Source organism: Streptomyces massasporeus, from assembly GCF_014648995.1.
Lineage (GTDB): Bacteria > Actinomycetota > Actinomycetes > Streptomycetales > Streptomycetaceae > Streptomyces > Streptomyces massasporeus.
The window spans coordinates 168,011-180,545 of the sequence record NZ_BMSE01000016.1; the positions used below are offsets into that span (position 1 = coordinate 168,011).

At 69.9% G+C, this 12,535-nt stretch carries 13 protein-coding genes; 5 read left to right on the forward strand and 8 right to left on the reverse strand.

The features are described from left to right. Positions 1-176 precede the first annotated feature (176 nt). Positions 177-1,757, reverse strand: coding sequence for a SpoIIE family protein phosphatase (locus tag IE153_RS29820; protein ID WP_189592878.1), 1,581 nt, complete (start codon positions 1,755-1,757; stop codon positions 177-179). Further along, a complete protein-coding gene (locus IE153_RS29825) occupies positions 1,754-2,284 on the reverse strand; it encodes a methanogen output domain 1-containing protein (protein ID WP_189592879.1) in 531 nt (176 codons plus the stop codon). The genes IE153_RS29820 and IE153_RS29825 overlap by 4 nt, the downstream gene beginning before the upstream one ends. A gap of 267 nt (positions 2,285-2,551) precedes the next feature. Between IE153_RS29825 and IE153_RS29830 the strand changes: the two genes are divergently transcribed. From IE153_RS29830 to IE153_RS29845, 4 genes are all read left to right on the forward strand, one after another. Beyond that, entirely contained in the window at positions 2,552-2,956 is a 405-nt protein-coding gene (locus tag IE153_RS29830) for an ATP-binding protein (RefSeq protein WP_189592880.1), read from the forward strand. Between the two features lie 228 nt (positions 2,957-3,184). Beyond that, the gene (locus IE153_RS29835) at positions 3,185-3,541 is read left to right on the forward strand and encodes an STAS domain-containing protein (RefSeq protein ID WP_229829250.1); all 357 of its coding nucleotides are present in this window, start codon (positions 3,185-3,187) and stop codon (positions 3,539-3,541) included. Next, on the forward strand, positions 3,541-4,473 hold the full coding sequence (locus IE153_RS29840) for an anti-sigma factor RsbA family regulatory protein (RefSeq protein WP_189592881.1): 933 nt from the start codon (positions 3,541-3,543) through the stop codon (positions 4,471-4,473). Before IE153_RS29835 ends, IE153_RS29840 begins: the two co-directional genes overlap by 1 nt. Before the next feature lie 125 nt (positions 4,474-4,598). Continuing rightward, a complete protein-coding gene (locus IE153_RS29845) occupies positions 4,599-5,447 on the forward strand; it encodes an RNA polymerase sigma factor SigF (RefSeq protein WP_189592882.1) in 849 nt (282 codons plus the stop codon). Between the two features lie 551 nt (positions 5,448-5,998). Here IE153_RS29845 and IE153_RS29850 read toward each other — a convergent pair. The 5 genes from IE153_RS29850 to IE153_RS29870 form a co-directional block, all read right to left on the reverse strand. Then, positions 5,999-6,490, reverse strand: coding sequence for an STAS domain-containing protein (locus IE153_RS29850; protein ID WP_189592883.1), 492 nt, complete (start codon positions 6,488-6,490; stop codon positions 5,999-6,001). Next, entirely contained in the window at positions 6,490-7,971 is a 1,482-nt protein-coding gene (locus IE153_RS29855) for a PP2C family protein-serine/threonine phosphatase (RefSeq protein ID WP_229829251.1), read from the reverse strand. The genes IE153_RS29850 and IE153_RS29855 overlap by 1 nt, the downstream gene beginning before the upstream one ends. Positions 7,972-8,438: 467 nt before the next feature. Further along, on the reverse strand, positions 8,439-8,606 hold the full coding sequence (locus IE153_RS29860; protein WP_189592884.1) for a hypothetical protein: 168 nt from the start codon (positions 8,604-8,606) through the stop codon (positions 8,439-8,441). A gap of 95 nt (positions 8,607-8,701) precedes the next feature. Further along, positions 8,702-9,463 (reverse strand): hypothetical protein, encoded by a 762-nt coding sequence (locus IE153_RS29865; protein ID WP_189592885.1) that lies wholly within the window; start codon positions 9,461-9,463, stop codon positions 8,702-8,704. A gap of 514 nt (positions 9,464-9,977) precedes the next feature. After that, entirely contained in the window at positions 9,978-10,721 is a 744-nt protein-coding gene (locus IE153_RS29870; protein ID WP_189592916.1) for an RHS repeat protein, read from the reverse strand. A 34-nt stretch (positions 10,722-10,755) separates the two neighbouring features. Between IE153_RS29870 and IE153_RS29875 the strand changes: the two genes are divergently transcribed. Further along, positions 10,756-11,940, forward strand: coding sequence for a DUF6183 family protein (locus IE153_RS29875; RefSeq protein ID WP_189592886.1), 1,185 nt, complete (start codon positions 10,756-10,758; stop codon positions 11,938-11,940). Between the two features lie 27 nt (positions 11,941-11,967). Here the strand turns inward: IE153_RS29875 and IE153_RS29880 are convergent, their stop codons facing one another. Next, complete coding sequence (locus tag IE153_RS29880; protein WP_189592917.1) at positions 11,968-12,261, reverse strand: DUF3253 domain-containing protein; 294 nt, start codon at positions 12,259-12,261, stop codon at positions 11,968-11,970. Positions 12,262-12,535: the final 274 nt, after the last annotated feature.

A 12,535-nucleotide genomic window follows, 5' to 3' on the forward strand; every position in this document is an offset into this window, starting at 1 on the left:
TCCCAACGGCCGCACGGAAGCGCCGTCCGCGTCGACTCGCCTCACGGAGCATGTGTCGTCACGGGCCGGCAATACGACCGGCGGCACGGTATCCATCCCCACCTCCCGAGATCTCCCGCCCGCCGCAGCCGCCGAACGGGAAGACCCTGGCAGCCGGGTCGGCGGAGCAGGGCACGTCAGGACGGTGAGGGGAAGCGGACGGTGAGCAGGGCCCGGTCGTCGGGGAACGCCGCCTCGGGCTGGTGGTGCAGGAATCGGTCGCACAGCTCGGCGATGTCCAGGCCGCTGGTGGTGCGGGCGAAATCGGTCAGTCGCCGCATCCCGATGGCGAGGTCTTCGCGACGGCGCTCGATCAGCCCGTCGGTGTACAGCAGCAGCGTGTCGCTCTCGGCCACGGTGGTGTCGGCCTGCCGGTAGCGGATGCCCCGGACGGGGCCGAGGGGCGGGGAAGTGGCGTGGGCGAGGTAGGTGCTGGAGCCGTCGGCGTGGATGAGCAGCGGCGGCGGGTGGCCGGCGGTGGCGTACATCAGGGTGCGGGTGCGGCGATCGAAGACCAGGTAGCAGGCGGTGGCCATCCGCCCTGGGTGATAACGGCCGAGGAAGGTGTTGACTTCGTCGAGGACGGCGGCGGGGTCGGTGCCGCAGCGCGGCACGATGTTGCGCAGGGCGGCGGTGATCTGTGCCATGACGGTCGCTTCGCGCAGTCCGTGACCGGCGACGTCGCCGATGCTCAGGCCGATGTGATCGGAGTCCACGTCGTAGACGTCGTACCAGTCGCCGCCGACCGAGAGCAGGTCACTGCCCGGGGCGTAGCAGGTGGCCGACTCCAGACCGGGCAGCTGTGGCAGCTGGGGCAGCAGACTGAGCTGCAGGCGTTCGGCGACCCGGTGCTCGTGCTCGTGCAGCCCGGCCCGGCGCAGAGCCTGGGCGATCTGCTGGGCGACCGCTGTCACATGCTCGGGAGCGGTGGCGCTGAGCGAACCGTAGACGATCAGCATGCCCAGGGGGACGCCGTCCGCCTCCAGGGACAGGGCCAGGGGAACCGCGTCCGCGGCTTCACGAGTGAGCGGGCCGTCCGAGGAAGAGGGCCGGTCCAGGTCGGTCCAGCCGCCCGCGCCGACCGGAAGGCCGTTGTCCTCCGGCTGTAGGGGCGGTACCAGCCGTGACGAGTGCAGATAGAGCTCCGCCGCGGTGGCCCCCAGGGCTGCCGGCGCCACCTCGCTGACAGCGCGGGAGACCTCCGCGAGAGTGATCGCTCCGGCCAGGGCGGCGGTCAGGTCGTACAGGTGCTGCAACCGGGCACGGGCGGCCTGTTCTGCGGCCAGCAGCCGCGCCCGGTCCACTTCTGTGGCCCGGCGGAAGGCCACCTCCCGGTTCAGCGCCTCCACCTGCTGGCTGAGCACGACGAACCGGTCCGACGCCCCGGCCTCGACGAGATGCAGCTGCACGGCCGGCTGCGGGCCGTCCCACCACGTGGCCCGCGCCCCGTGACAGCGAAAGCGCCGCGTGCGGCCGTCGGCGTCCTTGAGGACCAGCGCGCCGGGCACGGGACTGCCGCTGCGCAGCCACACAGCAAACTGCTGACGCAGCTGCGGGGTGTCGTCCGGCCGTAGATCGAACACGCTGGCGCCCGGGCGCAGCCGGTCGTCACAGCGGCGGGCAGCGGGGTTGGCGGCCAGCACGCGGCCGTCGGCCCCGCACAACAGCACCGGATGGGGCAGCGGTCTGGTGATGGCCCGGAAGAGGCCAAGGGTCATGGAGCCACAGCCCGGTCGCCGAAGTACTCACGGCCACTCACCGTCTCGACATCCACGTCGGGCACCAGGTGCACCACCACTCGGCAGCCCGCGTCGCCGCGCGCGATGGTCTCCTCCAACTCCACCCGCGCGTAGCCCAGATTGCGGGCGGCGACGGTACCGAAGACGTTGGACGTCATCATGCACATCGACTCCCGGCCCACCACCTTCTCCGCGAACGGGCACACCCGGTTGCCCAGCACGATCTTCGTGTCGTCGTGCTCGATGACGTAGAAGTCACCCTTGATACGACGCTTGAGGTCCACCAGCGCCTCGGCGACCTGCTCACCCGTGAGACGGTCGGTTCCCAGTGCCTTGAGGTACATCTCGTCGATCTGCGTGCCGACGGCCTGCCCCACCAGGCTGACGTAGCCGGACGCCTCCTCCAGACCGATCACCGACTCCAGCGACGTCGCCAACTCACGCACCAGAGTGCGCAGGAACACATCACGGTCCAGCGGAATCTCCACATCCGAAATCTGTTCCATGCCGGCTCCCTCGTCCTCGGGCCCCGGTGGCAGCGCGACCGGCGTGGCCTCATGTCGTGTGCGGGAGTGATTCTGCCAGCGCACTCCAGCCCGCCACCACCAGTCCCGTCGACAGCGGCGATCAACCCTTCACAGGATCAGCCCGTCACCCGACGACACAGATGGTTCACCAGGCAGGCAGGGGTAACCCGGCAGACGACTGCGACCGGCTGTACGCAGCGCCAGCCGGCGGCAGAGCAGGGCCGCCACCCAGGCTGGAGGAACCTCGTGAACGGCGAACCGACCATCCCGTCCTGCGAGTCGCGCTTCCCCGCTGTTACGGCGAGCATCGCGGCCGCCCGGCACTGGGTCCGCGACTGCGTGGAAGGTTTCGGCGGTCCGCTGCACCAGCACCGGATGATCCAGACCGCCGAACTGCTCGTCTCGGAACTGATCACCAATGCCATCCGCCATGGCGTCGGCCCACCCCTGATCCGGCTCACCTGGAACGGCCGGCTGCTGCGCATCGCGGTCAGCGATGACAGCGACCGCCGGCCGCGCATGCGTGCCACCAAGAACACCGAGCCCGGCGGCTTCGGCATGCAGCTCCTCGAACGGCTCGCGCACCGCTGGGGTGTCACCCCGCGCCACCCCGGCAAAACGGTCTGGGCGGAACTCAGCCTCGCTCCCTGAGCTCGCCCTCCCGCCAAGCCTGAGTTGGCATGGGCGCCACTACAGGAGGACACGTACTCGGTCGCATGAGCTCCACCAGCTCACGCCGTCGGGACCCGCGCAGGTCAGGCCCGGCCCGATTCTCTCGCGTGGCCGGACTGGGCGTCCGCCGTGTCCTGACCGGGTATCGTGCATGGCGATCGATATGAGCCGCCGTGCGGCCGAGCCCGGGGAACTGGGGGCAAAAGCGTGGATGTCGCACCTGGCGTGGGCGGGCCCTCCGCCGCGCCGCCACGTGAGGCGGTACTGCAGATTAATCCGTTGCCCGACAGTTCGGGGCTGGGGGCGATCGGGGAGATCAGCATGAACACACGGACGGTCTGGCAGCAGGCGCTGCAGCAACTGGTCGAGCGTGGCACGGACGTGCATCACGTGGATCTGTCCCGGGTGCGCTTCGTGGATGTGGCCGGCGTGACGGACCTTGCGGTCACCGCCCAGCGTCTCCCCGAGGGACAGCGGATCGTACTTCACCGACCTCCGGCGCAGCTGCCGCGCATCCTCGAACTCTTCTGGCCCGGGCTTTCCGTGATCGAGGTGGCTGCGTGATGACCACAGTGCCCTCGCACGAGCCGTTCGTGCACCCGGCGCTCTTCTACGAGGGGACCGACCAGTACGTCGCGGGAACGGTTCCCTTCCTGCGGGAAGGGCTGGACGCCGGTGAGCCCGCGGCCGTCGCAGCTCCGCCGGATCGTTTGAAGCTGATCCGCGAGGGGCTCGGTGAGCGAGCGGCACAGGTCCGTTTCATCGACATGACCGAGGCCGGCCGCAACCCGGGCCGCATCATCGCCAACGTGCTGCGCAAGTTCGCCGACGCCCAATCCGGCGCCCGCCGGGTCCGTATCATCGGCGAGCCGATCTGGCAGGGCCGTTCCGCCGACGAATACCCGGCGTGCGTCCAGCACGAAGCGCTGATCAACGCCGCTTTCACCGGGCGCGCGGTGACCATCCTCTGTCCCTACGACGCTGGGCAACTAAGGCAGCAGGCGCTCCGTGACGCCCTGGCGACCCACCCGGTCGTCATCGACGCCGACGGTGAGAGGCAGTCCACCGCCTACGGCCCCGAAGAGATCATTGCTCGCTACAACGAGCCCCTGCTCGCTCCACTCGATGCTGCGGCCTGTACTTTCGCCGCACCGACACTGCCCGAGACTCGCGACTTCGCTGTGTCCCGGGCGCGGGCCCTGGGCGTGTCCGGCGTGAGCCTGGGCGACCTGGAACTCGCGGTGGCGGAGCTGACCACCAACAGCGTCGTCCACGGCGCCGGCTCGGGGACGCTGCGGATCTGGGCCGAGAGCGACCGCATCGTCTGCGAGGTCCACGACGGCGGACAGCTGACCGATCCGCTGGCCGGCCGCCGCCCGCCGAATCCCACGCAGCCCGGCGGCCGCGGACTCCTGCTGGTCCACCAACTCGCCGACCTCGTCCGTGTCCACACCGGCCCCGACGGCACCACCATTCGCTGCTACCTCCCCAGCTGACACGACCAGGTAGCGAGCCTGCTCAACACAGCACAGGTATAGGTGCGGGAAGACGGGGTAGACGCTGCGCCGTCGGCCGTTTTGCAGGCGATAGCGGTCGGCTCGAACTTTGGGAGGGGCACAGCATGGCGCTCATGAGCATTCCGGCGGCACTGGACGCACGAACGAGCGAGCTGCCGGAGGTCGCCGACCCCTCCCGGGTTGCGCCAAAAGACGCTCGCCAGCTCTCCAAGCTGTTCTTCGAACAGCTGACGGTCCTGGAAGAGGGCACGCCCGAGTACAGCTACGCCCGCAGCACACTGATCGAGATGAACATGTCCCTGGTCCGGTACGCGGCCGGCCGTTTCCGTAGCCGCGGCGCGGAAGAAATGGAGGACATCGTCCAGGTCGGCATGATCGGTCTGATCAAGGCCATCGACCGGTTCGAGCTGACGCGCGAAGTGGAGTTCACCTCCTTCGCGATCCCCTACATCGTGGGCGAGATCAAGCGGTTCTTCCGCGACACCACCTGGGCCGTGCACGTGCCGCGCCGGCTGCAGGAAGCCCGCGTCCAGCTCGCCCGCGCCACCGAGGAATTGCGCAGCCGGCTCGGCCGCACCCCCACGGTCAAGGAACTGTCGGAGCTGATGAGCCTGCCCGAGGACGAGGTACGGGAAGCCCGACTTGCCGCCAACGGCTACAACTCCTCCTCCCTGGACGCCGCGATCGGCGGCAGCGAAGACGGCGAGAGCGCTCTGCAGGACTTCATCGGCGCCGAAGACCAGTCGCTGGAACTGGTGGAGGACTTCCACACCCTCGCCCCGCTCCTCGCCGAACTCGACGAGCGAGACCGGCAGATCATCCACATGCGGTTCGTGGAGGAACTCACCCAGGCCCAGATCGGCGAACACCTGGGCGTGTCCCAGATGCACGTCTCCCGACTCCTGGCACGGACCCTGGGCCGCCTGCGCGAAGGCATGCTCACTCAACGCTGAGACCACCGGCGAAAGCGACGCCAGGTCCGCAAAGTCCGCCGATGGACGTCGGCCAGAACCGGGCGACTGCGCTGCCGTCGAGGTGGGCGGTTGCCGAAGTCGGCCGATAAAGACGCCGGACGAAATGTGGATGACCACGCGCACGGAGACAGGGCCTCTCGGTAGCTCGGGCAGGCAAATCCGACCGAGCAGTGGGGGAGGCCCTGGTGTCCTTGTTGCACGTGTCCGAGCCGGTCCAGTTCAACTCGGCTGATACGGCCACCACTCCCGATGCCCGGTCCCAGCAGGACCGGACCGGGCATCGGGAGTCATAGGGGGCTGCCTGGGTCACGCCTCGGCCAGATCCAGGACTCCGAGCGCGATCTGCGTAACACGCCCCGGCACGTACTGCACGCCGCCTCGTCTGGTGAAGGTGCCAGCCTCAGCAGGCCGGCCTTGAACCACTGACACGCGCTGTGATCGGGAGCGGCCAGCTCAGAGCCGGTAATCCGCGGTGAGAGGGCCGGGTCCAATCTTTGAGGGAACACGTGCCGTCGTGGCGGGTTGACGCGTCAGCTCAGTTTGGCAGGACGGTGGTGCGTGCTGTCGCAGGCCATGCGCTCCACCTCGGTCGGCTCACGGGTTTCGGCGTCGGTGGAGACCCGGGTCATTGAGCCGTGCTCGCCTGTACTGGTGGATGGGCTGTCGGTCATGGTGGTGAGTGCTTCGGCGGCGGTGGCGTGGACCGGCAGGACTGCGTCGACGCCGGTGAGGGTGAGCATGCGCATCAGGCGGTCGGGGACGTGGGCGAGTCTGAGTGCACCGCCCGCCGCCTGGGTGGCGTGCCAGAGGCCGATGAGTGCGCTCAGACCGGCGGAGTCGCAAAAGCCGACCCGTGACAGGTTCAGGATCAGGTGCGGACACCCTTGCTGGATGATCTCCGAGGCTTCGCGGCGCAGGGTGTCCGCGGTGCGCGTGTCCACGTCCCCGGAGATTGTGGCGATCGCGAGGCCGGGACGGGGGTGCCGGACGGTCAGCTGGAGCGTGTCGGTCACGTCGGTCATCACTCCTGGCCGAAGTGTTCGGGCGCGGCGGCGGTGTGGGCGGTGGCAGCGACACCGCCGTCGGGTGTGGTGTGAGGGTGGGGGACGGACAGGGCCAGCAGGGCCACGTCGTCGCCGGCTCCGTCGGGCAGCGAGGCCAGCAGGGTGATGCTGTCCTCGACCAGGGAGGTGGCGGTGACGGGCGCGGTGCGCTGGTGGAGGAAGCCGGTCAGGCCGTCCTCGCCGAGCATGGCGCCCTCGGTGGTGCGGGCCTCGGTCAGCCCGTCGGTGTAGAGGAACAGGCTTTCCCCGGTCCTCAGGGAGAACGTGGTCTGGGCGAAAGGCGCCTGCGGGAAGGCGCCGACGAGCATGCCGCCCTTGGGGTGTACGGCCCGCACCCAGACGGCGCCGCTGTCGTCGGGACGGACATGGTAGGCCGGCGGGTGGCCACCGGTGGTGACGGTGACGGTGAAGCCGCCGTCCTCCCTGGGCTCGAGGAGGCCGAAGAGGACGGTGCAGAAGCGGCGGCCGGCGGTGACGTCGGTGAGCAGCATGGTGTTGAGCGAGCTCAGCACGGTGACGGGGTTGGTGTTGATCTGGGCCGCGGCGCGCAGGGTGTGGCGGGCCAGGGCGGTGACGGTCGCCGCCTCGGGTCCTTTGCCGCACACGTCACCGAGGAAGAACGCCCACCGGCCGCCGTCGAGGGGGAAGACGTCGTAGAAGTCGCCGCCCACGTCGTGCATGGAGGCGGTGCGGTAGTGGCAGGCCAGTTCCAGGCCCGGCACCACGGGAAGGGCCGGGGGCAGCAGGGTGCGCTGCAGGGTGGAGGCGAACGCGGCGATGGCGGCCTTGTCCCGCTCCGCGTTCTCCCGCGCCTCCCGTTCCGCCTCGGCCCGCGCCCGTTCCGCCTCGGCGTGCCGCCTCTCCGCTTCCCGGCGGGCCTGCTCGTCGCGCAGCGCGCGCAGCGCCGACAGCCGCAACTCCATCTCGTCCAGCACGATTGCGGCGAGATCGGCCAGGGTGGCAGTGTCCTCCTCGGTGATCGAGCGCGGCCGGGTGTCGAGGACATTGACCGTGCCCAGCCGGTGCCCGTCGGGGGTGATGATCGGAGCGGCGGCGTAGAAGCGCACGCCCATCTCCCCGGCGACCAGCGGATTGTCCACCGCGATGGGGTCTTTGAGGGTGTCGGGGATGACCATCGTGTCATCGCGCAGGATCGCCGAGCCGCACAGGCCCGGATCACGGCCGATCTCCGCGACACCCTCCAGGCCGTGGGCGGCCTTGAACCAGATGCGGTCGGTGTCCACGATCGTGACCGTTGCCACCGGCACGTCGAAGAGGCGGGCGGCCATCGCCGCCACCCGGTCGAACGCCCCGTCGGGCGGAGTGTCGAGGATGTCGTAGCGGCGCACCGCCGCGATCCGGGCCGCCTCCGCATCCGGGTCAGGGACCAGCTCGGGGCGGCGCCCGGGAGCCGGGTCGGTGGCCGATGCCTGCTGCATTGTCGGCTTTCCTCTCCGTCGATGGGCTGCCGCCGTGAACGACACGAACCGACGCAGCCTAAGTCGACCACACGTCCGAACGCCAATGCCGTCGTCAGCCGGGCCCACCGGCCCCGCGGACTGTTGGGCATGACGCTCGTTTGACGCTCTGGGCGTCCACACACGGGACAGCGAGTCGACGAAGGTGTTCTGACCTGGTCTTTTGTGCGACTCGCGCAGGCCGACATCATTCCGATGACGTCGCATGTGGAGTGCGTGGCTATGCTTGAGCCCGCGCAAAGGGCATCTGACCTGCTGATTTATCGATACCCCAGGTTGCGGGCGAGTCGTGCCGACATGTTTCCGTAGCAGAGGGGTCGTGGGTCGAGAACGCTCTGACTCAACGCCGTAAGGGATGGGTTCGGGAAATGGCTTGACGCTCGTTCGACGCTGTTCCTGACGAAGCGTGAGGTGGTCGTCACCTACACCTACGACCACTCCGCCGAGCCCCGCGGTCCGGCCACCGCGATGACCGACTCCTCGCCGGCACGTTCAAGGCGTCGTACGACGTCGACGGCGACCTCGTGAAGGAGACTCTGCCCGGCGGCCACACGATGACCCAGACCGCTGGCAAGCCCGGTCTTGGTGTCCGTCATCTGGGCGCTCAGGGCTTCAGGAGTAGGTTCGCGTGCGCGTGCCGCACAGGATCCGGACGGCGTCGCGCCGCCGGTTCCTCGGGCTTCGTCCTGGTTCACCAGTTCCCGTAGTCCTCCACATAGGTGGCGATCAGCTCGAGCAGGGCGTCGGCCCGGTGCCGGTCCTCGCGTTGCTCGCGCAGGGCCTTGTCGGCGGCCTGGAGGCGGGCCAGGGCGGCCGGTTCACCGTCGACCAGGTCGTCGACCACCGGCACCGTGGTGACCAGGTCCAGGCATTCGGTGAGCAGGCGGCGGGTGTCCGGGACGGGCGGAGCAGGGTCGGGGGCGGCGAAGTTGGTGGTCAGGTAGCGCGCGGGGTCGGTGAGGCTCCAGCCGACGACGGTGCCGTGCTGGACGAGGAGCGCCACGTCGGGGGCGATGCCGATGCGGGCATCCAGTGGTTCGTCGAGGACGTCGAGGTCGCGCAGGCAGGTCAGCACGGCATCGCCGGGAGCGCGGCACAGCACCGTGCACATCTCGTGCCGGAAGTCCTTGACCTCGTCCGCGCGGAGCCCGCCCGGGCGTACTTCGGGCTGGACGGGAATGCGGGCCGAGTCCTCGGCTGAGGCGGACTCTTCCGGAATTCGGAATGCAGCCCCGACCAACTGTCGGTCGCTCGGGGCGAAGCGGAAAACGTCGGGGAGGTCCCACAGCAGGTCCTGGCTGCCGAACGTCGCCGCGAGGAACTTCTCCCGTTCCACCCGGTCCGCATAGGGGGAAACGATCAGAGAAGTACCGTGGAGACGGGGAACGAGGTCGAGCGGCTCGTCCGTCACCGACGCGGACCCGCCGCCGTCGAACTTCAGTTTCGTCGTCATTACTGCCTCATCTTGATCTGTACCGCGGGAGGCTGGAAGCGGCCGTCCTTGGCGGGAATCCTGCCGTTCAGGATGTCCTCGTGCGTCACCGGGCGCCGGGGTCCGTGGGTTTCCCGCCGAGCGCTGTGGCCCTGGACTCGCCCTTGACGCCCGAGGGACCCTGCGCCGTGATGGCCTGGCCTTCCGCTGCCGGGCGATGTTGTGGGTGCGCTGTTCGCGGCCGGTCTTCAGCCGTGCGGCACGCTCCGACACCTGGTCAGAGGTCTGCCGCCCGAGCCGGTCCAGCCGCTGGGTGAAGTGCCCTGCGAGCTGCCGGATCTCGGCCTGCTCGGCGCGGCCGACGTTCCTGCCGCGTCCGGGGCGCCGGGCCCTGAAGTAGGTCGGCGCGGGTGCCGACGGCCTGGCAGAGGATGCCTGCGTCCACTCGTCGTTTGGATCCCGCCGGAAGGTTCCGGTGGCCGCTCTCCAGCTGCGCGCGAACCAGGTAGTGGCTCCGACGTTGGAAGACCGACTCTCACGCCGTGCGCCGTGGGGGTCGGGGTCTTTCAAACGGGATACGCCGTATGGATATGGCCGTCGCGGATGACGACTTCCACGTCTCTGGTCTCCCGCCCGCTGCCGTTGATGCCCACGGGCTCGCCGTGTTCGAAGCGGTGCAGATGGCTGTCCTGCCCGGCCCTGGCACGTGGGTTGGGGGTAGCAGGGGTGCCGTCGACGCCCTCCCGGAGCCGTCGGCCCAGGACGAAGTCGTCGCCCTCCCAGAAGAAGCCCTACCGCCCAGTGGCGCGGTGACTGAGTCGGGCAGTCCCAGTGGCCCCGGGTGGACGCGGTGGGTCGCTCCCAGGGAGTTGGTGACGCCGAGCAGGCCACCGGAGGGTTCATAGGTGTAGGTGGTGACGGCACCGTCGGCGTCGACGGTCGCTGTCGGGTGGCCGTGCTCGTCGTACGCGTAGCCACGCCTGCCGCCGTTCGGCAGAGTGATCGACAGGGGACGGTCGGAGGAGTCGTACGCGCAGGTGGTGGCCGTGCCGTCGGGGCGGATCACGGAGATGAGGTTGCCGCGCTCGTCGTAGCCGAAACGGGACGTATGGCCCAGCGGATTCGTGCGCGAGAGCAGCCGGTTGTACGCATCCCACTCGGCGTGGGTGGTATTGCCGAGCGGGTCGGTCTGGGCGACGACCTGTCGGCGCTCGTTGTACCGGTAGGTCGTGGTGTGGCCCAGCGAGTCGGTGTAGACAAGGCACGTACGCCTCAGCAAAGTTGCTTGATCTCCTGCTCGTAGGCTCGGGGGCGTGAGCCCCAACGGAGAGACGCCCGGCGACAGCCCTTCCGATCGCCATCGCCGGGAGCGGCCCGGGCCGGAGTCGCAGCATCTGGCTGAGCTCGGACCGGAAGGAACGTACGAAGCGGCGCAGCGGCTGTGCCGGACGGCGGCCGGCGACGGGCCCCGGGCAGCCTCCGTGGCGCGGACCGTCGGACGGATCGCCGAGACCCTCGCCGACACGCGTTCGCGGGACTGTGTGACGTTCGCTGTGGACCTCGTGAGTCGACTGCTGCCCGAAGGGGCCATGTCCCCCTGCGAGAGCGATCGACTGCTGCGTTCCGTGGCCGCGAAGCTGGTCAAGGCTCAGCATCTGCGCGACATCGAGCCTCTCTTCGGCGAGTTGCCGGACGGACTCCTGGGTCCGGCGGTCGAGCTGCGCGCCTGTCTCCTCGGAGAGCTGGCGCTGATCGGCTCGGGGACCGGTCGGCGCTCCCTGGACGCGTACGCCGAGAAGCTGCGTGAGCTGGGGCACCCGCTGGCCCGGCTGCCCAGGACGCGACTGGACGTGGAGCACCGGTTCACCGTTCGGGTCCGGGGACTGGGGTCGATCAAGACCACGAAGCAGCTCCGGTCGCGTTTCCCGGAGGCTCCCTCGACCGACGGCGGTGCGGTCGCCGGTCGCGGTGCCGGGGACGCTCGGGACGAGGGACGGGCGAACGCGGCTGCCCGGCCGTTCCGGGCCGGCGGATGGGCCCGTGAGCCCGAGGCGCGGTTCTTCACGCTGGCGAGCCCGCTCAGCCCCGACGACTTCGGCATCTCCTTCCTCAAGGAACTGCCCTTGGGCTGCCTAGAGGGCGAGGGCAGCCGCCGGGGAAGCGCGCTCGCCTGCGCGACGACACCCGACGACGTTCTCAACGAACTCTTCTCGGCTTCGTACGTCGGCGGAGTGAACGGCCACGGGCAGGGCGCTGCGTACGCGCGGCTGTACGCCTGGGAGAGTCTCTACGCGCTCATGGGGTTGCCCGGCGGGGTGCCTCTCCTGGAAGCCGTGCGGCGCGCGGCGGATCACCGGTGGCTGCGGTTCATGGCGTTCACGGACTGGTTCCACCACGACACCTCGGACGTGGCCTTCGCCGTACTCGATCCGACCCGGACCCGGGTCGCCGTCCTGGCAGCGACGGATACCGACGTCGACCGCGACGTTCTCGGGTAACGGAACCCCCTGCCGGTCCGGCCCGGCTCATCCGGAGCCGGGCCGCTGCCGACCTGCGCGGCGGATGCGGATGGGCCCGCGGGCCTCGGTCTCCGTGACGGGCCGGCCGGACCGGGTCACCTCGACCTTGCCGGCCGTCACCAGACGCCAGGCCGCTCGCCGGGCCGGTTCCATCAAAGCGCGCCAGCCCTCGTCGTCACCTTCGTAGGCCTCGCGGGCGGCGTCGGACGGACAGATCGAAGACGTGGCCGCACGCCGCTCCAGCAGGTTCATGATGACCTGCTCCAGTCGCCGGGTGAGCTGCCGCTCCGTCTCCGTCACGCCATCCAGTGTGCACCGCTCGACGGGCGGACGACGCTCGCCCACCCCGGGAACGTCAGGCGGAGTCGCCGCCTCCGCCCCGGCGCCGGGGGCCGGCGCCAGCATCAGCGCGCCGGTCACCAGCATCAGCACGCCCGTCACCGCGCGGCCCGCCGTCATGGTCCGGGCATCCAGGTCCGCCTCGCGCAGCGCCTCCGTCGGGCGGACCCGGGCGGCTCGCCGCGAGGCGGCCAGGGTCCCCAGCACGGCCATGAACAGGCCGCCGGCCTCCGCG

What these genes read in the sequence shown, in the direction of transcription:
- IE153_RS29820 (WP_189592878.1), bottom strand. Translation starts at nt 1,757, where the DNA reads ATGACCCTTGGCCTCTTCCGGGCCATCACCAGACCGCTGCCCCATCCG.
- IE153_RS29825 (WP_189592879.1), bottom strand. Translation starts at nt 2,284, where the DNA reads ATGGAACAGATTTCGGATGTGGAGATTCCGCTGGACCGTGATGTGTTC.
- IE153_RS29840 (WP_189592881.1), top strand. Translation starts at nt 3,541, where the DNA reads ATGACCACAGTGCCCTCGCACGAGCCGTTCGTGCACCCGGCGCTCTTC.
- IE153_RS29845 (WP_189592882.1), top strand. Translation starts at nt 4,599, where the DNA reads ATGGCGCTCATGAGCATTCCGGCGGCACTGGACGCACGAACGAGCGAG.
- IE153_RS29850 (WP_189592883.1), bottom strand. Translation starts at nt 6,490, where the DNA reads ATGACCGACGTGACCGACACGCTCCAGCTGACCGTCCGGCACCCCCGT.
- IE153_RS29855 (WP_229829251.1), bottom strand. Translation starts at nt 7,971, where the DNA reads ATGCAGCAGGCATCGGCCACCGACCCGGCTCCCGGGCGCCGCCCCGAG.
- IE153_RS29860 (WP_189592884.1), bottom strand. Translation starts at nt 8,606, where the DNA reads ATGACGGACACCAAGACCGGGCTTGCCAGCGGTCTGGGTCATCGTGTG.
- IE153_RS29865 (WP_189592885.1), bottom strand. Translation starts at nt 9,463, where the DNA reads ATGACGACGAAACTGAAGTTCGACGGCGGCGGGTCCGCGTCGGTGACG.